This window comes from Promicromonospora sp. AC04, assembly GCF_003058225.1.
Lineage (GTDB): Bacteria > Actinomycetota > Actinomycetes > Actinomycetales > Cellulomonadaceae > Promicromonospora.
Window position 1 is genome coordinate 488851 of sequence record NZ_QBUG01000003.1, and the last position, 22866, is coordinate 511716.

General features: G+C 71.3%; 22 protein-coding genes. 7 read left to right on the forward strand and 15 right to left on the reverse strand.

The features are described 5' to 3' along the window. Positions 1–11 precede the first annotated feature (11 nt). From C8K30_RS11285 to C8K30_RS11355, 15 genes are all read right to left on the reverse strand, one after another. Entirely contained in the window at positions 12–2381 is a 2370-nt protein-coding gene (locus tag C8K30_RS11285) for a cation-translocating P-type ATPase (RefSeq protein ID WP_255415717.1), read from the reverse strand. A gap of 31 nt (positions 2382–2412) precedes the next feature. Continuing rightward, entirely contained in the window at positions 2413–2721 is a 309-nt protein-coding gene (locus tag C8K30_RS11290) for a heavy-metal-associated domain-containing protein (RefSeq protein WP_108492975.1), read from the reverse strand. A gap of 32 nt (positions 2722–2753) precedes the next feature. Then, entirely contained in the window at positions 2754–3110 is a 357-nt protein-coding gene (locus C8K30_RS11295) for a metal-sensitive transcriptional regulator (protein ID WP_108492976.1), read from the reverse strand. 55 nt (positions 3111–3165) lie between these two features. Next, complete coding sequence (locus C8K30_RS11300) at positions 3166–3798, reverse strand: hypothetical protein (RefSeq protein WP_108492977.1); 633 nt, start codon at positions 3796–3798, stop codon at positions 3166–3168. Continuing rightward, positions 3788–7894 carry a type VII secretion protein EccCa gene (gene eccCa / locus C8K30_RS11305; RefSeq protein ID WP_108492978.1) on the reverse strand — a complete coding sequence of 1369 codons (4107 nt, stop codon included), beginning with the start codon at positions 7892–7894 and terminating at the stop codon, positions 3788–3790. The genes C8K30_RS11300 and eccCa overlap by 11 nt, the downstream gene beginning before the upstream one ends. Continuing rightward, a complete protein-coding gene (locus C8K30_RS11310; protein ID WP_108492979.1) occupies positions 7891–8688 on the reverse strand; it encodes a hypothetical protein in 798 nt (265 codons plus the stop codon). Before C8K30_RS11310 ends, eccCa begins: the two co-directional genes overlap by 4 nt. Continuing rightward, entirely contained in the window at positions 8688–10046 is a 1359-nt protein-coding gene (locus C8K30_RS11315) for an EsaB/YukD family protein (protein WP_158280984.1), read from the reverse strand. Before C8K30_RS11315 ends, C8K30_RS11310 begins: the two co-directional genes overlap by 1 nt. Continuing rightward, a complete protein-coding gene (locus tag C8K30_RS11320) occupies positions 10043–10258 on the reverse strand; it encodes a hypothetical protein (RefSeq protein ID WP_108492981.1) in 216 nt (71 codons plus the stop codon). Before C8K30_RS11320 ends, C8K30_RS11315 begins: the two co-directional genes overlap by 4 nt. Next, positions 10248–11414, reverse strand: coding sequence for a DUF6177 family protein (locus C8K30_RS11325; protein WP_108492982.1), 1167 nt, complete (start codon positions 11412–11414; stop codon positions 10248–10250). Before C8K30_RS11325 ends, C8K30_RS11320 begins: the two co-directional genes overlap by 11 nt. Continuing rightward, positions 11411–12271 carry an FHA domain-containing protein gene (locus C8K30_RS11330; RefSeq protein WP_146197428.1) on the reverse strand — a complete coding sequence of 287 codons (861 nt, stop codon included), beginning with the start codon at positions 12269–12271 and terminating at the stop codon, positions 11411–11413. The genes C8K30_RS11325 and C8K30_RS11330 overlap by 4 nt, the downstream gene beginning before the upstream one ends. 128 nt (positions 12272–12399) lie before the next feature. After that, complete coding sequence (locus C8K30_RS11335) at positions 12400–12789, reverse strand: hypothetical protein (RefSeq protein WP_132232815.1); 390 nt, start codon at positions 12787–12789, stop codon at positions 12400–12402. An 18-nt stretch (positions 12790–12807) separates the two neighbouring features. Beyond that, a complete protein-coding gene (locus C8K30_RS11340; protein ID WP_108492985.1) occupies positions 12808–13104 on the reverse strand; it encodes a hypothetical protein in 297 nt (98 codons plus the stop codon). A gap of 17 nt (positions 13105–13121) precedes the next feature. Beyond that, positions 13122–13355: a hypothetical protein gene (locus C8K30_RS11345; protein WP_146197429.1), complete on the reverse strand. Its 234-nt coding sequence runs from the start codon at positions 13353–13355 to the stop codon at positions 13122–13124. A 5-nt stretch (positions 13356–13360) separates the two neighbouring features. Beyond that, positions 13361–16288, reverse strand: coding sequence for a hypothetical protein (locus C8K30_RS30950; protein WP_199230443.1), 2928 nt, complete (start codon positions 16286–16288; stop codon positions 13361–13363). Between the two features lie 17 nt (positions 16289–16305). Beyond that, positions 16306–17418: a DUF6177 family protein gene (locus C8K30_RS11355; RefSeq protein ID WP_108492987.1), complete on the reverse strand. Its 1113-nt coding sequence runs from the start codon at positions 17416–17418 to the stop codon at positions 16306–16308. Positions 17419–17644: 226 nt separating this feature from the next. Between C8K30_RS11355 and C8K30_RS11360 the strand changes: the two genes are divergently transcribed. The 7 genes from C8K30_RS11360 (at position 17645) to C8K30_RS30285 (ending at position 22798) form a co-directional block, all read left to right on the forward strand. Continuing rightward, complete coding sequence (locus tag C8K30_RS11360; protein WP_108492988.1) at positions 17645–17980, forward strand: hypothetical protein; 336 nt, start codon at positions 17645–17647, stop codon at positions 17978–17980. 51 nt (positions 17981–18031) lie between these two features. After that, a complete protein-coding gene (locus C8K30_RS11365) occupies positions 18032–18343 on the forward strand; it encodes a pore-forming ESAT-6 family protein (protein WP_108492989.1) in 312 nt (103 codons plus the stop codon). Between the two features lie 4 nt (positions 18344–18347). Continuing rightward, positions 18348–18695: a DUF6507 family protein gene (locus C8K30_RS11370; RefSeq protein WP_146197430.1), complete on the forward strand. Its 348-nt coding sequence runs from the start codon at positions 18348–18350 to the stop codon at positions 18693–18695. Positions 18696–18698: 3 nt separating this feature from the next. Further along, the gene (locus C8K30_RS11375) at positions 18699–20822 is read left to right on the forward strand and encodes a lipase family protein (protein WP_146197431.1); all 2124 of its coding nucleotides are present in this window, start codon (positions 18699–18701) and stop codon (positions 20820–20822) included. 1 nt (position 20823) lies between these two features. Further along, positions 20824–21240 (forward strand): hypothetical protein, encoded by a 417-nt coding sequence (locus C8K30_RS11380; RefSeq protein ID WP_132232831.1) that lies wholly within the window; start codon positions 20824–20826, stop codon positions 21238–21240. Positions 21241–21290: 50 nt separating this feature from the next. Then, a complete protein-coding gene (locus C8K30_RS11385; protein ID WP_108492993.1) occupies positions 21291–21899 on the forward strand; it encodes a hypothetical protein in 609 nt (202 codons plus the stop codon). A 467-nt stretch (positions 21900–22366) separates the two neighbouring features. After that, a complete protein-coding gene (locus C8K30_RS30285) occupies positions 22367–22798 on the forward strand; it encodes an ATP/GTP-binding protein (RefSeq protein ID WP_146197432.1) in 432 nt (143 codons plus the stop codon). Positions 22799–22866 lie beyond the last annotated feature (68 nt).

Below are 22866 nucleotides of genomic sequence, written 5' to 3' on the forward strand. Positions count from 1 at the left end.
TTCGGCTCCGGTCAGGTCGTGCGGCGGAGGCGGAGCGAGTTACCGACCACCAGGAGGCTGCTCGCCGCCATCGCGCCGCCCGCGATCATCGGATTCAGCAGGCCGGCCGCCGCCAACGGGATCGCCGCGACGTTGTACGCGAACGCCCAGAACAGGTTCTGCCGGATGATCCGCAGCGTCTTCCGGGACAGGCGCACGGCGCTCGCGGCGGCCCGCAGGTCGCCGCGGACCAGCGTGATGTCGCTCGCCTCGATCGCCACGTCGGTGCCCGTGCCCATCGCGAGGCCCAGGTCGGCGGTGGCGAGCGCGGCGGCGTCGTTCACGCCGTCGCCCACCATCGCCACCGTGCGACCCTCGGCCTGGAGCCGGGCCACGACGGACGCCTTGTCGGCGGGCAGCACGCGGGAGATCACGTCCGCGTCGGGGATGCCGACCGCGCGGGCGGCCACGCGGGCCGCACCCGCGGAGTCCCCGGTCAGCAGGTAGGGGCGCAGGCCCAGTTCCCGGAGCTCAGCCACGGCCTCGGCCGACGTCGGCTTGGCCGGGTCCCGCAGGGAGATCACGCCGCCAGCGGTGCCGTTCCAGGCCACGGCCACGGCGGTGGCCCCGGCCTCCTCCTGCTGCCCGACGGCGGAGCGCACCTCGCCGGGGACCGTCGCCCCCTGCTCGGCGAGCCAGTCCGGGCGACCCACGAGGACGCGGCGGGTGTTCAGCGCACCGCCCGGGGCGAGCCCGGCGTGCGCCTGCCTGACCAGGCCCTCGACGCCGCCGCCCGCGTGCGCGACGAAGCCCGTTACCTCGAGGGGCGACTCGGCGTCCGGCTCTGCCGCGGCCCGTCCCGCCGCCGTGATCGCCCGCGCGATCGGGTGCTCGCTCAGCGACTCGACGGCGGCCGCGTACCGCAGCACCTCGGGGGCGTCGGTGAGGTGGTTGGCGTCGTCGGCCCGGTCGCGGGGACTCGGATCGGTGCCCGCGACGTCGACCACGCGCATGCGTCCCTCGGTGACCGTGCCCGTCTTGTCGAGCAGCACCGTGTCCACGCGGCGGGTGCGCTCCAGGATCTCCGGCCCGCGGATCAGCACCCCCAGCTGGGCGCCGCGGCCGGTGCCGACCAGGATCGCCGTCGGCGTGGCCAGTCCCAGGGCGCAGGGGCACGCGATGATCAGCACGGCGACGGCCGCCGTGAACGCCGCCTCGACGTCGCGGGTCGTGGCCAGCCAGCCCGCCAGCGTGAGCACGGCCAGTGCCAGCACCACCGGCACGAACACCGCGGAGATGCGGTCCGCGAGCCGCGCCACGGGCGCCTTGCCCGTCTGCGCCTGGGCGACGAGGCGCCCGATGCGGGACAGCATCGTGTCCTCGCCCACGTGGGTGGCGCGTACCAGGAGGTGCCCCGAGGTGCTCACCGTGCCGCCGACGACGTCGTCGCCCGACACCACGTCCACCGGCACCGGCTCGCCGGTGACCAGCGAGGTGTCGAGGGCGGAGGCGCCGTCCACCACCGTGCCGTCCGTGGCGACCGTTCCGCCCGGACGCACCGCGAACACGTCCCCGACCTGCAGGGCGGCGACGGGCACGGCGGTGGTGCGCCAGCCGCCGTCGGGCAGGCGGAGGGGCGCGCCGTCCGGGCCCAGCGCGATGCGCTCCGCGTCCTTGGCGCCCAGGTTGAGCAGGGCGCGCAGGGCATCGCCCGCGCGGCGCCGCGACCGGTGCTCGGCGTACCGGCCGGCCAGGAGGAACGTGGTGACCACGGCGCCGACCTCGAAGTACAGGCCCGGTCCGGTGCCCGCCTCCGCGGGCCGGAGCGTGTCGGCGCCCAGCACCCACAGCGACCACAGGGTCGCCGCGACCACGCCGATCGAGACCAGCGTGTCCATCGTTGAGCTCGCGTGCCGGGCGGCCCGTGCGGCGGCGGTGTGGAACGGCCAGGCGCCCCACACGACGACGGGCAGCGCCAGCGCGGCAACGAGCCAGTCGCTGCCCGGGAAGGACAGCCCGGGGACCATCGACAGCAGGAGCACCGGGACGGTCAGCACCGCCGAGACCGGCAGCCGACGGCGCAGGTCATCGCCGCGGTACTCGGCGCCCGGAACCGCGCCCGAGGTCTCGCCGGCTCCGGGTTCCGCGGCCCCGTTCGCCGTCCGGCGCCGTGTCACGCGCGCCCCGTACCCGGCGGACTCGACGGCGTCGACCAGGTCCTGGTCGGTGACCTCGGACGAGAGCACCACGTGTGCCGACTCCAGCGGAAGGTTCACGGTCGCCGCGACGCCGTCGAGCCGGTTGAGCTTGCGTTCGACCCTGGCCACGCACGAGGCGCAGGTCATCCCGGACACAGCTAGCTCGACCTCACCGACGAGGTGCGGTGCCTCAACGGCGGTCACGGTTCTCCTCTGTGGGCGGGCGGCGCCCCGATCAGGACTGGACGACCGGCAGCATGCGGGTCGCCTGGCGGCCCGGGGCCTGCGCGGCGGACTCGGCGGCGACGGCGTTCTCGAGCACCTCGACGCCGGCAACGTCGTAACCGGCCTCGTCCACGGCGTCCCGCAGCGGTGCCTCGGCGAGCGGAAGCTTGGAGATCACGCGCACCAGCGAGGTCTCGCCGGCGTGCAGCTCGACGCTCACGTCCTGGACGTCCGGGACGCTCCGCAGCTCGTTCGTCACGGCGGACACGCAGTGCCCGCAGGTCATACCGGTCACGGCGAGCTTGGTCACGGTGGTCATGTCATCTCCTCGGTTCGTGGGCTGGTTGGCGTTCACATGCGGACGAGGCGAGCGATCGCATCGGCAGCTTCCCGGACCTTAGCGGCACCTTCGTCGTCGGACCCCTTGGCGGCGTCCACCACGCAGTGCCCCAGGTGATCCTCGACGAGGGCCAGGCTCACCGCCTGCAGGGCCTTGGTCACGGCGCTGACCTGGGTGAGCACGTCGATGCAGTACTCGTCCTCGTCGATCATCCGCGCTATGCCACGCACCTGCCCCTCGATGCGGCGCATGCGCTTGAGGTACCCGGTCTTGTCGGACGCGTAGCCGTGCGGCCCGTCGTGCGCGCCGGCCGCGTCGTGGTGGTCGGCGACCTCGGCCGCCTCGGTGGTCTCCGTCGCCTCGGTCATGCGACCATCACATACCCCTGTGGGGTAGCGGGTCAAGTTGCCCGGGCCACGGCCGCTATCCGATCGGGCGGAGGCCGAGCGGCCCGCCTGCCGCCCCGCTCCCTGCCGTGTGCGCCCGCACGAGGGCTTCCACGGCGATCGCGAGCACGGCGTCGCGCGCCCGGGCGTTCAGGACGTCGTCGCGCACCGCTCCAGGTGCGGTGAGCGCGACGTCGTACGGCAGGCCCAGGCGGTCCGGGACACGACGGGACGGGCGCTGCACCCAGGCCGCGTCGACCGCGACCAGGAGCGCGCCGGGCAGCCCGGCGGCCGCCCGGTCCGCGAGTCGCAGCCCGTCCGGGTGCCACGGCGCCACGACCAGGGGTACGACGCCGGCGGCGCGCGTGGGCGTCTCGCCCGGCAGCAGGGCGGTGGCCCCGGCGCACTCGACCGAGACCTGTGCCTGGCCGGGCGCCGCCCAGCCCTGGCCGCCCGGCGCGGCGCCCGCGCGCTCGGCCAGCGTTCCGCCGGTGTGGTCGACGAGGGTGACGCGGCCGGGCCGGGCCTGCGCGACGGCCCGGGCGACGAGGGCGGCGAGCGTGGTGGCCCCCACCCCGCCGGCGACGCCCGCCACGACGACGCGCGTTGTGCGGGTTCCCAGGTCGGCCGCGAGCCAGTCCTGCGCTCCGGGACCGGTCTCACGAGCCACGGTTGCTCCCGTCGGTGGTTGATGCGGTCGACTCCAGGCGCCCCACCTGGACCAGCACGGGGCGTTCGCCCCGGCGGGCCAGCACGCCCCGGCCCGGCGGGAGGTGCTCGGCCCGGACACCGGGGAACAGCTGCCCCTCGGCCCGCTCGCCGGACATGACGAATCCGCTGGCCCCTGTGTCGCGCAGGGCCTGCAGCACCGGGTCGTACAGCGCGCGGGACGCTCCGGCGACGGGGCGGGCGAGGAGAACGTGCAGGCGCAGGTCGCGCGCTGCGGGCAGGTAAGGGAGCAGCGGCCGCAGGGGATCGGTGCCGCCCGAGGAGAGAATGTCCTCGTCGTCCACCACCACCACTATGCGGGGGCCGTCGACGCCCGTGCCTCGCGGCGCGTCGCTGAGCGCCTGCGTCCGCTTCTCCAGCTCGACGGCCACGGCCGCCGACAGCTCGAGAGCCTTGACGGGGTTCGTCGCGAGCCCGCCGATGTACTCGTCGTCCGGGCAGGCGTCCACCACGGAGCCGCGCACGTCGTACAGCGCGAGCGAGAGCTCGGCAGTGGTGTGCCGGTCGGTGAGAGCTGTGACCAGGGTGCGCAGGAGGGTCGAGCGGCCGCTGCCGGAGTCGCCCAGCACGAGCAGGTGCTGGTCCCGGCCATCGAGGTCGAGCAGCGCCGGCGACATCGTGTCCTGGCGCAGGCCGAAGGGGAGCCGGTCGGGCTCGTCCAGCGGGTCCGGCAGGTCGTCGAACGACAGGTCGCCGGGCAGCATCCGGATGGGCGGCGCGGCCGGACCCGCCCAGGCCTGCGCCGAGAGCCGCGCCAGCGCCTCCACCCCGTCGCCCACCTGGGTGTCCGCCTGCGTGTCCCCCGACCCCGCCGGCTCGCCGGGGGTCTCGAGCAGCGGGAGCGCGACCTGCGCGAACAGGCTCTCGTCGGTCAGGACGCGGCCGGCCTGCGCGGGCCGGATCGTGGCGTTGAGCTTGCGCGCGATCGTCGAGTCCGCGGGGTCGTTGAGCCGCAGCTCGACCTTGGTACCGATCAGGTTCTGCTGCGCGGCCCGCAGGTCGTTCCATCGTCCCGTGGCCGCGACCACGTGCATGCCGAACCCGCCGCCGCGCTGCAGCAGCTCGCCGAACCCCTCCTCCAGCTCCTCGAAGTCCTGGCGCAGCAGCCCCACGCCGTCCACCAGGAGCACGACGTCGGCCGCGGGCAGCTCCGGGATCCCGCCCGCCGCGTGCCGGGCCCGCAGCATGGCGAGCGAGTCGATCCCGTACCGGGCGAACGCCCGCTCGCGGTCCGCCAGCATGCCGAGCAGCTCCTCGAGCAGGCGCCGCAGCTGGTCCCGCCTGGACCGGGTGGCGACCCCGCCCACCTGCGGGAATCCTTCGATACGCGCCAGCCCGCCCCCGCCCAGGTCCATCCCGTAGACGGCGACCTCCTGCGGTGTGTGCGTGAGCGCGAGGCCCGCGGCCACCGACCACAGGAACGTGGTGCGGCCGGACTGCGGCGCGCCGAGCGCCACGACGTGCCCGCCCGCGCGCGTCAGATCCAGCTGCCAGGTCTCCTGGCGCTGGCGAGCCGGATCGTCCAGCAGGCCGACGGGCACGGCCAGCGGTCGGCCGCGCATCGCGCCGCTCGCCAGCTCGTCCGACGTCGGCACGTGCGTCCGGCCCAGCACCTCGCCCAGGGTGACCCGGGCGGGCAGCGGGTCGAGCCACACCGGCCGCGCCGGGGTGCCCGAGGCCGCGAGCTGGCCCACGATCACGTCGACCATCGGCTTCTCGACCGACGGCCGGGCGAGCTCCACCTCGCCGACCCCTGAGCCCGAGGCCGCGATCCCGTTGGCCCGCCGGATGTCGTTGTACTGCCCCAGCAGCAGCGGACGGCGCAGCTCGTCGTCCGGCTCCGGCGCGGCCTCGGCCGACTCCACCGGACCCGACACGTACCCCGCGCGGAACCGCCGGTACACGCTCGTGTCGACCTTGAGGAACCCGAACCCGGGGGCCGCGGGCAGATGGAACGCGTCGGGGGTGTCCAGCACCATCGACGACTCCGCCTCCGAGAACGTCCGCAACCCGATCCGGTACGACAGGTACGTCTCCAGGCCGCGGAGCCGCCCGGCCTCGATCCGCTGGCTCGACAGCAGCAGGTGCACCCCGATCGACCGCCCGATCCGGCCGATCATGAGCAGCAGGTCCACGAACTCCGGCTCCGCCGTGAGCAGCTCCCCGAACTCGTCGATGACCAGCAGCAGGTGCGGCAGCGGCTCCAGGTCGGGGCGCTCGCGGCGCATCTCGCGGTAGTGGGTGATCGACGGCGAGCCGGCGTCGCGCAGGACCTGCTGGCGCCGCAGCACCTCGCCGGAGAAGCTCGCGCGGGCCCGCTCGGTCAGCCCGGCGTCGTCGGCCAGGTTGTCCAGGATCCCGGCTACGTGCGGCAGGCCCTCGAACGGCGCGAACGCGGCGCCACCCTTGTAGTCCACGAGGATCATCGCCAGGTCCTCCGGCGGGTGCGACGCCGCGAGGGAGGCGACGAGCGTGCGCAGCAGCTCGCTCTTGCCGGAGCCGGTGGCGCCGACGCACAGGCCGTGCGGCCCCATGCCGAGCTGGGCGGACTCCTTGAGGTCGAGCAGCACCGGCGCGCCGTCGTCGTCCACGCCGATCGGGACGCGCAGGAAGTCCCGGGGGGACCGCGGCGCCCACAGGGCCGGGACGTCCAAGTGCGTCACGTCGTCCACGCCGAGCAGCTCGTCCGTGCGGGCGGCGCGTTCGGCGGACGGGGCGCCGTCGGCGGACGAGACGCTGAGCCGTACCGGGGCGAGCGCATGCGCGATCCCCCGCACGACGGCGGCGCTCGGGGCGTCCGACGCCGCGCGCACCGGGGGCGGCGCCTGGCCGGCCAGGCCGTAGCGCAGGTCGTCGACGGTGAGCTCGACGGCGCTGCCCCTGTTGCCGCCGGAACCGTTGCCACCCGCACCGGAGCCGGCGCGGGCGGTGATGCGGAGCGCGGTCTCCGAGGGCTCCTGCAGGCGGTTGGAGACCAGGTGGACCACGGTGACGCCGAGGGCGGCGAGGCCAAGGGCGGCGTCGGGGGAGCCGACGGGCTGGGCGGTGTCGCCCCACCCGTCTACGACGATCAGGAGGCGCGGGCCGCGGTCGGCGGACCCGGGCCCGGACCGCCGGTGCGCCTCGGCGGCGCGCGTGGCGCGGCCCTGGAGGTCGGCGGCCAGGAGACGGCGCAGCCCGGCCAGGTCGGGCGCGACGCGCCGCACGGCGGCCGGCCCGTCGAAGGCCGTGTCGTCCACGACGTGCGGCAGCAGGTCGACGCCGCGCCAGTCGGCCAGCCGGTCCGGCGGGGCGACCAGGGCGATCCGCACGTCGTCGGGGGCGTGCAGGGCGGCGACCTGGGCGAGCATCGCGTGCACGACACCGAGGGCCTCAGCGCGCCCGCCCACCACCGCTACGTCGCCGACGCCGTCGAGCGGGACCGCCACGGGGACGTGCCGCAGGCGAGAGTGCCGGTCCACGACACTGCGCGCCTCGGCGAGCAGCATCGGGTCCGGGGGTTCGGCCGGGCTGTCGGTGAGCGGCATCGTGAGGCCAGGGCGCGGCACGTCGCCGATGCCGACGCGAACCTCGAGGAAGTCCGGGTCCCAGCGCCGCCGCTCCCACAGCCGGGCGGGGTCGCGGACGACGTCGAGCAGCGCCTCCGGGGCCGTGTGCACCGTGTGCGCCTCGGCGCGGGCGGCGTGCTCCGCGGCGCGCAGGTCGGCGCGCAGGGTCTCCAGGTGGTCCAGGTAGCGCTCGCGCTGGTCCTGCCGGGCACGGGTGGCGTTGCCGCGCTGGCTGAGCGCCGTGCCCAGGCCGCCGACCAGGGCGACGACCAGCACGACGAGCGCGACCAGCACCATCAGCGGGTTGTTGCGCAGCACCAGCATCATGGTCATCGACGACACGGCGCCGACCAGTGGCAGCAGCGCCTGCATTGGCAGCCCGGCGACGCTGCCGCTGCCGACGGCGGGCGGCGTGGCCAGCGTGCGATCCGGCGGCGCCGTGAGCGGGCGCACGGTGCGGGCGGGGCGGTGCACTATCCGTTGCGTCATGCTGACCTCGCCTCGGTGAGCAGGTGCGCGGCCGTCTGCGCCACGGCGGCGCGGGTCGGCGCGGCGAGCTGCGGCAGCGGCGTACCGAGCGACCGGGCCGCGGTGCGGTCGTGCGGCACGGCCAGCGCCCCGGGCCGCGCGCTGTGCACGAAGGGCGGCTCGCCGGGTGCCACCGCGACCAGGACGGGTACCACCCGGGCTTCGGGCAGCACGCCCCGGAGAGCTTCGGCCAGTGCCCGGCCCGCGGCGAACGATCCGGCGTCGGTCCGCGCGACGACGGCGGTCACGTGGGACTCGGCGGCGAGCCTGGCGGCGTCGTCCGGGGTGCGGCGCCCGGCGTCGGTCACGACCACCTCGAAGAACCGGCCCACGGCGGCCGCGGCGTCGGCCCAGAGCGAGAGGTGGGGCGCCCAGGCCGACGCACCGGCGAGGTGCAGGCCGGGTCGGGCGTCCCGGGTGACCTCGCGGGCGTCGGCGAGGGAGCGGACGGGGGCGCCGTAGGCGACGTCGTCGAGCGGCGGGACATCCTCGATCCCCAGCCGGGCGCGCAGCGCGGACGGTCCGCCCGCCGCGTCGAGCGCCAGGACCGGCCCGGTGCGGCGGTGTGCGAAGGCCAGCGCGACGGCGGAGGCGAGGGTGGTGGTCCCGGTGCCGCCGTCGGCCGCAAGGAACGTGATGCGGCGGCTGGTACCAACCGGCGCGCGGACGGCGCTGTCCCAGGCCGCGGCGTCCTGGGCGCCCCGCCCGGCGCCGCGCAGGACGGCGCGGAGCGTATCGGCGGTGCGGGCCTCCATCAGGAGGCTCCGAGCAGCAGCTCGTAGACGCCGAACACGCCGAGCACGGCGGGCACCACGATCAGCATCGCGAACGTCTCCAGCACGTCCCCGGCGCGGCGCCAGCGGGCGCGCTGCTGGGCGTTCGGCGTTCGGGAGACCATGAACGTCACGACCAGGGCCAGGGCGCCGAGCACGATGGCGGTGAGCGTGGGCCGGTCCCCCAGCGCGGCCAGGGCGCCGACGACCGTGGCGATCGCGACGGCGCCCCACAGGGGTGCGACCTGGGCGGTGAGCGGCAGGGGTCGCACCCGCAGGGCCGCGACGAGGAGCACGGCGACGCCGAGCAGCTGGGCCCAGACCGTCGGCGTGGAGAGCAGGACTGCCGCGGCGAAGGCGAGTGCGGTCCCGGCGGCGACGGTCGCCCAGGTCAGGGCGCGGTAGGCCTCCTCGAGGGAGGGGACGACCACCTGCCGGTCGGGCGCGTCGCCCTCCAGCGCGGCGTCGTCCAGCCGGTGCACACCGGACGTGCTGAGCGCGACGGCGGGCAGCACCCCCAGCGTGATCGCGGCGGCCGCGGCGACGACAGCCGCGGCCCGGTCGGCCCCCAGGTCGAAGCCGATCGGGATCGCGGCGAGGAGGACGAGGCCGATGCCCGTGCCCGCTCCGGCGAGCATCCCCCGGCTGCGCCGGGAGACGCCCGCGGCCCAGAGCGCGCAGCAGGCGACGGCGAACGCGACGATCCCGGCGAGCTCGAGCGCCGCCTTGTCCGGCACTGCGCCGACCAGGTCCGCCACGGGCGGCAGGGCGGCGACGGCGACACCGAGCGCCGGGCCGAGGCCCGCGGCGGCGGAGCATGCGGCGAGCCGGAGCCAGGCGCCGCGCTCCCGGCGGCTGATCGCGCGCGGGGCGGAGGCGGCCAGGATCAGGAGCGCCAGCACGATGATCCCGAGCAGCCCGGCGGCGCCGCTGTCGGGCCCGGCGCTGTACGCGGGGACGATCCCGGCGGTCCCGGCGATCAGGCCGACGCCTGCGGCCCCGGTGGCGCGGCGGGCGCGCTCGTCCCACTGGCCGGGCAGATCGGCGAGGACGTCGGTCGCAGCCTCGGTGACGTCGGCGATCTCGGCGGGCGGGGGCGCGTCCTGGGCACGGACCACGCGGAGGATCTCGCCGTCGGGCAGGCCGAGGGTGTCGAGGTCGTGGGAGACGTCGAGCTGGTCCCCGGTGTGCCGCACCAGGGCGACCGCGCCCTGCCCCGGCGGCTCGGCGACCAGGTCGAGGATCTGCGGGAGGAGCACGGCGAGCTCCTCGTCGGACGGCAGCACGATGTCGCCGCGGCGGGCGGAGCCCACCACCGTGACGCGGGTGAAGCGGCTCACTGGCCCAGTCCTCCGAGGTTGGCCTGCACGAACGAGTACCCGGCGCAGCCCGCGCACGCCACGGCGGCGAGCACGATGCTGCCGACCAGCCGCTTGAGGTTGTCGGAGGCGTTCCGCCGTCCGGCGAGGTCCCCGTGCAGGAACGCGGAGGTGAGCCGCGCGCGGCGGGTCTCGACGGACTCGAGCAGCTGCTTGTCGGGGTCACGCGCCATCGGTGGCAGCCTCTCTCCGTGCGGTCTGCGGTGGGTTGCTCTGGCTCGGTGGGTTGCTCTGGCTTGGTGGGTTGCTCGCTGCGGCCAGCACTTCTTCGGCGTCGAGCCAGCGGGCGATCTCCGACGTCGTGCCCCAGTCGGCACGGTCGAACGTGCCGAGCGGGAAGCGGAGGCCGGGCAGCCGCCGCTTGCCGACGAGGACCGCGCCGAAGCGGCGGGCGGCCTCGTCGAGGTCGACCCCGAGCCGGCGCACCCCGGGCGGTCCGAGCAGCATGGCGAGCGGTACGGGCGGGTCCTGGGCCTCGGGCGGGATGAGCAGGTCGGCCCGCCCGGTGCGGGTGGTGGCCAGGAAGAACAGCGGGACCGTCTCCTCGGCCAGGGCGTCGAACAGGCCGGGTACCCGGTCGACGACGGCGCGAGCGGCGTCGGACCCGGACGGGCCCGCGGCGAGCTCGAGCGTGGTGGTCTCCTCGAGTCCGTCGCGGGTGCGACGCACCAGTACGGTCCCGATCGCGTCGTCGCCCGCGACGACGAACCGCGCCGGCTGCGGGGCGCGCGCCCGTGCGTCGGCGGTCAGCGCCGTGCGATCCCAGGCGGCGAGGGCGGGCTCGTGCCGTCCCCAGGACCTTGGCGGCGCTCCGGTCAGGGCCTCGATGGCGAGCTCGGCCGGGCGGCCGAGCAGCGTGGTGCGGCGCGCCGAGTGCCGCACGGACAGCGAGAGGGTGACGAGCCGTGCCGTCGGGGCCGCGCGGCGGCGTTCGATGTACCGCAGCGCGGAAGGGCTGGCGTGGTCGGGCGTCTCGCCGAGGAACACGGGCGAGGTGGTCTCCGGGGTGGGTGGTCCGGACGGCCTCGTGGCGTCCAGGACCGTGTCGAGCCGCCGCCCGGTGACGGCGTCCCTTCCCGTCTGCTGGTCGTCCTCGCGGACCACCCACACTCCGCCCGTGCCGAGCAGGGTGTCTCGCATGGGCAGGGTCAGCGACGACCGCTCGTCGGTCAGCAGCACCAGGCGCTTGGAGCGCTCGGTGGCGTGGCGGAGCAGGCCCGCCTGGGGCTTTGAGAGCGCGACGACGGGTGCGCTGGACTCGCTGAAGATCGCGTCGTCGTGCACGAAGCTGATCAAGGGGTGGGGCGCGGCGGGGGCCTGGGCGGTCATGGCACCTCCACGCGGAAGGAGCGGTTGCCGAGCTGCACCGTGCAGCCTGATGGGGCGGCGAGCGGTGTGCCCGGCTGTGCGCGCTCGCGCGCGCCGTCGGCCTGCACGACCCACGAGCCGTTGGTGGACCCGCGGTCCACGAGCCACAGTGTCGTGCCGTCCCAGCTCAGCAGGGCATGCGTGGAGGACACGGACCGAGTCGGATCGTCGAGCTGCACGACGGCGCCGACCTCCTCGCCCGGTTGGGGCCTGGGGCGGCGGCCGAGGAGCACGGTGTTCGCCACCTCGATGCGATCCGTGCCGTCGGTCAGGACTCCGACCGGGCTCCGTGGCGGCTGCGGTTGCTGAAGTGGTGCCGGGGCGGGCGCCGGGGCCGGTGTTGCGGTGGGCGCGGACGGTGCAAGGGGCGTCGGGCGGCGCTCCGCGAGGCGGACCGTCGCGACCTGCGGTCCGGGCCAGCGGCCCGGTCCGGGCGGCGTGCCGACCAGCACGTCCACGTAGCGGGTCCGGGTCAGCAGCGCGCCGGGCGTGCCGCCCGTACGGCGGAACTCCCGCAGTAGGAGCACGGCGACGCCGACGACGAGAACGAGCCCGAAGGGGATCCCGACCGAGGGCGGGCAGATGCCGGCGAAGCCGAGCACGACAGGCATCGCAGCCAGCACAACCAGACCGACGTCGACGGCGGCAGCAAGGGCGCGGTCGTTGCCCGATGCCGGGACGAGGTTCGTGAGGAGCGACGGCGTGGCCGGGCGGGAGCCGACGGCCGTTGCCTCGCATCGGTCACACCGGGCCACACCTGGCGCGAGCGCAGCACCGCAGGCGCCGCACGAGCCGATCGCGGCGGATCCTGCTTTCACAGTGGTGCCCCCTGGTTCATCGCGCCGGTTACGTCACATACGTCACAGGCCGGATGATTCTGGCACGCCGGGCGAATTTTGTGGACGAATCTCTCAGCGAGGTGGCTTGGGCCCAAACCGGGTGGTGCTCATCGGCGGCCGTCCTGCGGCACGCAGGTACCGCCGACCAGGTCTGTCAGCGCTTGGCACACCCGCACGCCGGTCGCCCCGGGTTCGTCCCAGGGCGCGTACGCCTGGATCCACACGGGCTGGGCGTCCGGGGAGACACGATGCTCAGGGTCGGCGACCGACCTGGCCACGGGATGTCCGGGGAGCAGGCGCCAGATCTCGTGCGGTGACCCGAGGGCGGACTGCTGCTCCATGGACAGAGCAACCTGCTGGTCGCCGTCGACAACCTGGATGATCGCGCCGTCGACGGTCCAGCGGACGCGCAGCGCGGGGTCGACGGCCTGCAGGCTGTCCATCAGGTCATCCTCGGTGACCATGCGTGGCATCAGCATGGTGATCTCACGAGGCACCTGTGCTCCCTTGTTCGTTCATGTGGTCGTTGAGCCGTGGTCGCCATCGACGACCATCGGGGCGTGCAGCTCAGTGCCAGCGCCGAAAACTTCCTCCAGAACCTTCAGGGCTACGGATTCGGAGATTTCCAGAAGGCGGATGTCGTTGTAGCCCATGAGAGAACTTGACAGTTCTGACGTGAAGTGCCATCTGCCGTCACGTCTAAACACGGAGTCGCCGGTGAGATCGTCATCGCGCTCCCGCCTGTAAAGGCCGCCCTCGAGCTGCCTGCCGTCGGGCAGCACGTCAACTTCCCGAAAGAATCTTGCCATCATTCCTGCTTTCGTACGGGTCAGGAGGCAAAGAGAACCTTTGTGGGCCAAGAGCCGGTGCTCGTGGATTCCCTGTACGCCTTACCGATGATCTTGGCAGATATTAGATCGAGGTCGGAGCTCGGGACCGTAAGGTGACGCTCCGGATCGGACTTGGCCACGGCGACTGTCCCTGACTCGGCGCCGTCTGGCCAATCGAAGGCATATGCGACCAGGCCGTCATCCTCGTAGACCTTGTGCGCATAGATCAACATGCCCACTACCTCAGTCCTCTCTTCTTCAGTTCCAGCGCCCAGTTGGCTACCTCGTTGGCGACGGCGTGCGCCTCATGGTACGTGGAACCGGGGTTGTCTCTCATGTACTGCATCTCAGTTTTCTCATGCAGCAGCCAGAGTCGGTCGAGATCGGTCCCTGTCCCGTCCTGAAGTCGGAACCAAGCCTCAGCCTGATCAGCGTCGGGATCAAAGCGTTGGACGACGGTTTCTCCATCTGGGTAAGTCAGCTCGTGCTCGGTGAGAAAGACATGTTCTTTGATCGCACCGATGTCATTTTCTGTGATGGTTGAGCCATCAGGTAATTCGAGATTCGCCTCGTCCGCTGCGATCAGATGGACGTCGTCTGTCGACTGAATGATCTCGTCATATGCATCCGACGCCCACCCATCTCGCAGATATTCGATCTTCGGGCCGAAATGGCCGCCGGTGGCTTGTGTCGCGGCACTACCGTCGTCCGGGCGATCGTCGTCCGGGCGACCGTCGCTCGCCCCATGAGGATCATTCGATGCTGCAACGGCGTCGTGCGGATCATTGGCTTGGCCGATGAGGTCGTGCGAGTCGGAAACGTCGTAGTCGCCGGGCCAGCGGATCTCGGCCGCGTGTTCGGGGCGGGGTACGTTGTCGAAGATCTCGTTCTGCACACGCCTGAGCTCGGCCGCGCGGTCGGGTGTAGTGCCGGGCGCCCGGATCTCCTCGTACTGAGAGTGCGAGGACATCTTGGCGTCAAAGCTGTCCGGGGTGTGGAACTGGACTTCGATGATGCGCCCGGACTGGTCTACCCAGTTGCTGTTGATGCCCTGATAGCCGGGCTGGTCCCAAATGTTCTTCAGCGTCCCGAAGGGTTCATATCCACGCTCGCTGAGGTCGTCGATGATGGCCTGCGTCGAACGGACGTAGTCGCCCGGCTCGACCACGAACGTGAATCGGACCGAGTCCTTCATCTTCGCGAGGAGGTCATCGACGCTCGTCGGAGTGTTGAGGATCGCGGTCGCAAGCTTGCGGTAGAACGAGTCCTCGCTCTTGAGCCGGTAGTCGAGGCCCTCGAGCCGGGCGCCAGGATGCTCCGCGGCGAGGTCCTGCATGTCTTGCGTGATCCGCGGCTCGATCTGCCTGCTCGTGGCCAGGTACTCGTCCGCGGCCGCCTTCTGACTCTCGGTGAGGGACACGCCCTCGTCCGGGTTCTCCCATGCGATCGGGTCGTCACCGAGCCCGGAACGGTCCCCTCCGTCGCTGCCGGACCCGGACTCGTCATGATCAGGGCTCTCCGTCGCCGGCTCGTCACCGTGGCCGGCGGGGTCCGGGTCGTCTGCATCCCGGTCGCCACCGTCCCAGTCGGTTCCCTCGTCCGGACGGTCACCGCCTGGTGTATCGCCGTCCGGCATACCGCCGTCCGGCATACCGCCGTCCGGCATACCGCCGTCCGGCATACCGCCGTCCGGCATACCGCCGTCCGGCATACCGCCGTCCGCCATACCGCCGTCCGGCATACCGCCGTCCGGCACGTGGCCGCCGGACACATCCCCGTCCGGCAACCCTCCGTACGGCTGGCCGTTCCCACCGTCGAGCACCGTGTCCCCGCCGGTGCCGAAATGGCCCCCTGGTCCGTGCGCACCCTGCGCCGCGCCGACCGTGACCGGTTCGCGGACCGGTTCGACGACCGAGGCCACGTGACCGTTGTCGGTCGTGTACTTCTCGACCGACGGCGTCTCCATCCGGGCCGGGATGTCGTTGCCCTTCATTCCCGCGGGTTCGGGCACGTTCGAGAACTGCGGGAGGGTCGGCACCTCGATCTGCGACAGAGAGCGCAACCCCGCGCTCAGACCTGCCGTCACGCCAGCCGCACGGGTCGTGGACACGAGCGACGTGCCGCCGCGCAGGACCGCTATCGGGTCCATCGCGTTACCCAGGATCCGCGCGCCCTGCATCGTGACCGACAAAGCCTGCCCGGCCCGGCCCGCGGTAGCCACACCCTTGATCGCGGCCCCGGTGCCCAGGGTTGCCACCGTCAGCAGGATGTTCCCCGCCGCCGTGCCGAACGCACGCGCAGGGTCCTCCTCCCACATGTCCCACGCCACGAGCGACTTGCCCGTCTCCAGCCACGCGTCGCCGGCCGTTCCCCAAGACCACTGGCCGGAGGCCGGGTCGCGGCCGATCAGCGCGCCCATCCCGCCCCACGTGGTGGTGAACGTCTCGGCGCTGAACCCGTGCTCGTCCAGGCCGATGAGGCCACCCAGGCCCAAGAAACCCTCGCCGACGACGTCCTTGGCGAACCCGTCCCACACAGCCGACCTCACCGAGGTGACCGCTGAAGCGGGACAGTGCTCCTTCTGCTCCACCGGTGCGCCCCACGGCATCGCCGTCTCGGCCGGGATCTCGGTCAGTCCGAACGCATTCGGGTCGGCAGGGCCGTCGCTGACGCCCGCGTTCCACGGGGCCAGGCAGTCGATCGCGCGGATCGCGTTGGCGCACTCCCGTTCGGCGTCCCACAGCTGCACCTGAACGCTGTTGACCCGCCCGAGCAGCGTCGTGTTCTGCGCCACCAGCTCCGGGTCGAACTCCCACTCCGGGTTGGTAGCGATCCGCGCGTGGAACGCCCACGCATCAGCACGCACGACGTCGAACGCCGACTTGATCGCTCGCAGGTCCTGGGCGAACCGGCCCAGCGCCGTGGCGACCTGGTCAAGGTCATCGCCGAGCGAGGAAGTCTCGGACCGTACCGGGTCCATCGCGGACAGGAGCCGATCAGCCTCGGGCGCCTGATAGTCGGCCCGCAACCCGTGCCACGCGCCGGCCACGTCGACACCTGCGTCCCGGACCGCCAGCGCATCCGCCCGAAGGCTGCGCGCGGCATCGTCCACCGCGTTCGGATCCAGGTTCGCACCAGGGATCAGCTCGGGATCAATCGCCGGCATTCACGCCCGCCCTCTCGTCATGGTGCAGGGTCACTGGGTGCCGGGCCGTGCAGATCGGCAAGGAGCTCTTCGGCTCCGAGCCAGCGCACGATCTGGGTGGCCGCGTTCCAGTCGGCGTGGTCGAACGTGCCGAGGGTGAAGCGGAGAACCGGGAGCCGCCGGGTGCCGAGTCGGACGGCGCCGTGCTCCCGGACTGCCGCGTCGACATCGACCGTGAGCTGGCGTACCCCCGGGGCCCCGAGCAGCATCTGAAGCGGTACGGGCGGAGCCTCGAGCTCGGGCGGGACCCGCAGGTCAGCGCGGCCGATGCGAGTGGTGGCCAGGCAGAACAGCGGGAGCAGCTCGTTGCCGAGCGTGTCGAACAGGCCTGGCACCCTCTCGGTGACGTGGCGCGCAGTGTCGCTGCCGGGCCTGCCGGTGACGACGTCGAGGGTGGTGATCTCCTCCAGACCGTCCCGTGTGCGGCGCACCAGCATCGTTCCGATCACGCCGTCGCCCACCACGACCAGGCGCACCGGCTGCGGTGCCCGCCTACGAACGTAACGGGTGAGCACCGTGCGGTCCCAGGCGGCGAGCGCGGGTTCGTGCGTGCCCCACGACGACGGCGGGGCGCCGGTCAGGTGTTCGATCGCGAGCTCCGCTGCCCGGCCGAGGGTTGTGGTCGGCCGCGCCCGGTGCCGCACAGACAGCGACAGCTGGACCGTCCCCGCGATCGTCCCGCTGCGCCGCGCCGTGAGATCGGCGGCGACCTGCTCGTCGATGCCGTCGGGCGTCCCGCCGAGGAAGACGGGTGAAATGCTCTCGGGTGTTGGTGGGCCGGACGGTGCGTCCACGGCCTCCTGGAGGCGGGAGAACTGTCTGCCGGTGACGCCGTCACGAAACGTGCCGTCACCCTGGTCGACCATCCATACGCCGCCGGTGCCGACCAGCGCGTCGCGCATGGGGCGGGTCAGGTAGGAGCGTTCGTCGGTGCCGAGTACCAGACGCGATCCGCCGATCGACCGGAGCAGGTCCGAGCGGGCTTCGGTGAGCCCGATCATGACGGCACGGCTTTGGGTCAGGAACAGGTCGGCCTCGGCGTCCCAACCGTCGATCAGGGGGTGCAGTGCAGACTCTGGCTCGGTGGGCACGCGGGGGTATCTCTCCTGGATTCACGACGTACTGGCCCGTACTGGAGGCACGATTCTGGCACAAAAGTCGCATGTGTGGATGAAATTACCCCGGCGGGTTCAAGCCGGACGAACGGCGTTTCATGGACAGAGTTGCACGACTCTCTGTACTTTTGGGGCAGGTACTTTCACCCCTTGCCCGTTGGTTGGGGGCAGTTTTCATTGCTCTGGTGGAGAGGGAACAGGCATGAAGTTCGCGATGGGTTCGGAAGTCCTGTCAAGCCTGACCAAGAAGACCGGTGCGTCCTCGGAGGACCTGGGGTCGCTGGTGCGAGAGCTGGCCGCGGCCGCGGAGCCGCTGGAGGGCAAGTTCAACGGCGCGGGTCGCGCGGCGTTCGACGCCTTCAAGGGCCGGACCGAGGAGATCTCCGTCGAGCTGAGCCAGGCGCTCGGCGCGGTGCTGGCCGGCATCTCCGGCATGGACAAGTCGTTCGCCGAGGGCGACACGACGATGGCCGACGAGACGCGGGCGAAGCAGGGTTCGGTGTCGTTCGATGCCGCGCGCTTCGGCTCGGGCAAGTAACCAGCAGCTCAGGGACAGGTCGTTCAGGGACACGGGAGAGGGGCGGGGCTCATGGCCAACGCAATGGATCGTCGGGACTACGAGTTGGGTGCGTCCACCGAGACGCAGGAGAACTTCGAGCGGGTCGCATCCCGCCTGGAGGCGCTGATCGAGCAGCGGGATGCCGACGTCAAGGCCGCGATGGCCGACTACGAGGCGTCGGGCGTGTCCGAGGACTACCGGGCCAAGGAGGTGCGGTGGAACACGGTCGCGGGCGAGGTCCGGGGCATCATCCGCACGCTGCGCGGATCGCTGGAGCAGAACGACGCCACCGCCCAGGACGCGATGACTCGCGCCCGGGCGGCGGTCGACTCGATCGGCTGACCAGGTGACCGGCTATCGGGTCTCGCCAGAGGGCGTGGAGGCGACGCTGCGCAGGGTGGCCGACCGTGCGGAGTCGTTGTCCGTGGCTCTGAGCGGGCTCGAGGAGCATGCGACGTCGGCCGTGGCCGGCGCCGGCGGGAGCCCGATCATCGCCGAGGCTCTTGGGACGTTCTTCAGTGGGCGGACCGAGGCGCTCAAGTCGATCGGGACGCGGATCGAGGCCGGTATGACGGGCGCCGTGCAGGCCGTGGGCGCCTATGTGCAGGGCGACGAGGAGATGGCCCAGACGCAGCAGAGCTTCGCGTCGCGGGCGACGACGTCGGGTGGGCTTGCTGGCTTGACGAAGGGCTGAGGCGTGCGGCTGGTTGATGTGGGGGACGTTCCCGGCGCGGGTCTGGATCCGGAGGTGGTGGATTCTGCAGCCCGGGGACTACGGGCTGATGCCGGTGCGGTGCGTGACGGCGGGGCCGACGTCAGTGGGGCATGGGCGGGCCTCGGTGCCTCGTATGAGGCACCAGAGGCCGGCCAGTTGTTGCGGGTGATGGATCCGGTGCGTGCTGATACCGATCGGCTGGCTGATGAGCTGGAGCGGGTCGCTGCGGCGCTGGCGACGTTCGCTGGGGAGCTGCGGGAGATCGTGGCGAAGTGTGACCGGCTGCGGAGTGAGGTTCGCGAGTTCCGGGCCAGGGTCGCTGCTGCACCGATCGGCGGCGGCTCGGGCTCTGGTTTCGGCTCGGGAGTCGGGTTTGTTGTGGATTCGGGTCTGGGTCTGGATCCGGTGCTCGCCACGGAGAACGCGCTGCTGTCGAGCAGGATCGCTGCGGTCGCCGAGGAGCTTGCTGAGGCTGAGCGGGCGTGTGCGGAGGCAATCCGCGCAGTCGACGGCCCACCGCGTCCGGGTGGGTTTGCGAGGCTCCTGACGAGTGCTGCCGAGACAGTGGCGGCCAACTCGTGGGGAGAGGCGCCGGAGCCGGAGACGTGTGCTGGTAGCGCGATCAATCAGGTCGGGACCGCGATGTGGACCGGAGTCAACTGGGCCGGGTTCGCGAGCGTGTATCCGCTCTTGTCGGCGCTTCCCGGGGTTGGCCCGGCGGCGTGGGAGTGGAACACGGCCTGGACTGAGGCCGGGCGTTCCCTGATCGGATGGCACGTACTAGGAGCAGACTCCGCGCTGTTGGCGGCTGCGGACTGGACCATGGATGCGGCGGAAGACGTCTGGGACTGGTCCTCGGACCAGGTCGATGCGTTGTGGCAGGCGGGCAGGGACGGTGTCGACTGGGTCAGTGACACGGGCGAGACCGTGTGGCAGGACAGCCAGGACTGGGTCGGCGACGTCTGGAACAACGACAACGTCCAGGCGATCGTTGACGATTGGGCAAACGTCGGCGACGCAACCGCGCAGTTCTACGCCCCGTTCTTCGACGATGACCTGCCGACGATCACCGAGCTCGGCGCGTCCTTGATTCAGTACCACGGTGCGGTGATCGGGGCGATCGGCACGACCATGGCCGGCGGCGCGTACCAGCTGAACTTTTTCGACGACGGTGAGCCCATACCCGGGGTGACCGTCGACGGCAAACCGATCCCGGGCATGAGCCACGATGCCGACGGTACGGACGGGCACCCGGAACTGACGCCGCCAAGGGGCCTCTCCGACGCGATGCAGAGTGTGACCGACACATACACCGCGGGCAAGGTGTCGGGAAATAGGGAGGGGTACATCCGGGTCACCACGATCGAGGCGGCCAGGCCCGGCGATTCGCCGAAGGTGATCGTGAGCATCCCGGGCACCCAGCTGTGGAGTCCTCTGGCAGGCGGCGTCGCAGCCGACCTGACGGGGAACCTTGTCACCGCCGGCGGCGGTCGCTCGACCATGGCCGAGGCGGTGAAGAACGCGATCGCGGACACCAACAACGTCCCGCCGGACGCAGAGATCCTGCTGGTCGGGCACTCCCAAGGCGGGATGGCCGCAGCTGACTTGGCTGCCGACCCCGAATTCCTCAAAGACCACAAGGTGACCGACGTCGTGACGTTCGGTTCACCGGTCGACAGTAACCGCATCGACCCCGCGATCAATACCCTTGAGCTGCAGCACACCACCGACATCGTGCCGCGCCTGGACTTGGAAGACGCGGACATTTTCGACCTGGGCGTCGGTCTGCTCGGCGACAAGTTGACGGATGCGTATAGCTGGGTCACTGGTACGGACCCTGAGCCCAATCGCACTACTGTGACAATGCCCAACCCCGGCAACCTGTTCGACGAGCTCCGCAATCACGACCATGAGGAATATCGTGATTCAGTCAAGGAGCTCATCGATCCGGAAGCAGAAGAAGGCAGCGATGCCAAGCGGTTGGCGGATTTTGAGCAATCGCTCAGGACAAGAGGCTTTCTTGTCGGTGATGAGTCGGGTAGGACCGACGAGTCAAATAGGCCACGGGTGAGCGCGCGCGATATCCAGGTCGGAAGGAAAGACTGACATGCGAAAATTAATCCGATACGGAGCGGTCACGATTGTGGCGGCAGCGACGGGTGTCGTCTTATTCGCGGGTTGCACTGGAGGTTCTGAAGCAGAGTGCGAAGAAGCGTTCGAAGGTGCAGCACAATCTGTCGATCGTGTGGCGTCCGCCAAATTCGATTGCTCGGTGCAGTTGGAAGGCTCGACGCAGATCGGGGAGATCATGCTGGATGTCGACACCCAGAAGGCGGCGACGCCAGTCATCGCGGATGTTTACCGCGCATTCGCTGCGGAGAGCGGCCTCGGCGACGCTCGAACCCCATTCATCACATTCTCCTCCCTTAACAATGGGAAGGTTTTTGACGACGAATTCCAGGGCAGTCCGTCAATATCTGATCTCCGCGAAAAATATGATATTTACCCGTCCGAGGCCGACTGAGTCGTGCTCTCGCCCGCACGCCCCAGACCTGTAACTGAGGAGACGCCCGCATGTTTCGTAAGCCCTGTCCCGCCGCGTTGGGCACCGCCGTAGCCCTGATGCTGACGCTGGGCCTGTCGGCCTGCCAGGCGGACGAGTCAGCGCCTGCCGTTTCCGATTCGACGGCAGCTTCTTCGTCGGCATCGCCCTCGCCGAGCGAACTCTCTCCTGAGGACGAGGCGATTAAGCAGGCCAAGCCTCTCGTTCAGTCCTTCTTCCAGATGAAGGATGAGTCAATGCAGGCCCCGGCAAATTTCAAATATCAGTGGTTCGGGAAGGTCGCGATCGGCTCGGCAGAGAACTACCTGAAGAAGTGGCACGGCGAGTCGGGGGAGCAGGGCTTGCACCAGGTTGGCGCGACAGAACTCGTTTCGGTCGAAGTCAATGAGGTAGACCTGACTTTCAAGCCGAAGGTGACGCCGCCAGAAATTCCGTTCGTCGAATTCACGGTCTGCTACGACGTAGCTGATCTCGATGTGGTGGACAAGGACGGCAAGTCCGTCGTCTCGGCAGACCGTAAGGATCGAGGCGTTGCTCAGCTCGGTGTGGCCAACTACGAGTACCCGGATGGCCCGTGGCTGGTGGACATCATTGAGTTCCCCGAGGGGGAGACGTGTTGAGACGCGTCCTGCTCGTTCTCGCGCTCTGCGGGCCTCTGCTGGTTGCCGCATCGCCCGCGGTCGCCGACGAGATCTGTGATGAGGTCACTGGAATCTGCGAGGGCGAGGCCGAGGACACCGTCGGCGGCGGTACCCCTGACAATGGTGACGAGGCTCCGGTCGACAACCCCGGCGGCGGAGACGCGACGTGCACAGACCGCGGCGACAGGATCCCGTGCCGGACGGTTGCGGGCGTCTGGGATGGGGGTTGCTACGTGAAGGCAGTGGTACCGCCGCCGCGGATGATCGACCCCGTGTGGGAGGGCCACACGGACGGGTTGATCGTGACGTGCACGCCGCCCATGTGCTTGGAGCAGCCGGATCAAGCCTGGGTGCCGGGCGAATGCGCGGTCAACCGTTGGATTGCGTCCTTGCCTAACCCCGGTGGCCCGGACCCGGCGCAGCTGGCGCTGCGTGCCGTATCAAGGATGGACCTAAACCCGATCGATATCGGCATCGTGCCTGAGGAGGGTCCCGACCGGGTCGGGATTGTGGGTATGCCGCAGTGGATGTGGGTGAACGAGCCCGCGGAGAACACGTTCGGTCCGATCACGCGGAAGGCGACCGCGGGGTCAGTGACGGTGACGGCGACGGCGAAGGTCGACAAAGTCGTGTGGGACATGGGTGACGGCACGTCGGTCACCTGCGTGGGTACGGGGACTCCGTACGAGGACCGCTACGACACCATGGATTCTCCGGACTGCGGGCACCGGTACTCCAAGCAGGGCAAGTACGAGGTGACTGCGACGTCGTACTGGACCGTGGAGTGGGAGGGCATGGGGCAGTCGGGGACGATCCCGCTGGACTTCACCAGGACGGCGAACATCGTCATGGGCGAGGCCCAGGTCATCACCCAGTGACCGTCGGGGTTTTAGTGCTGTGAGGTGGGAGGACGCCACAGCGGCCTTCCACCTCACAGCGCGTCATG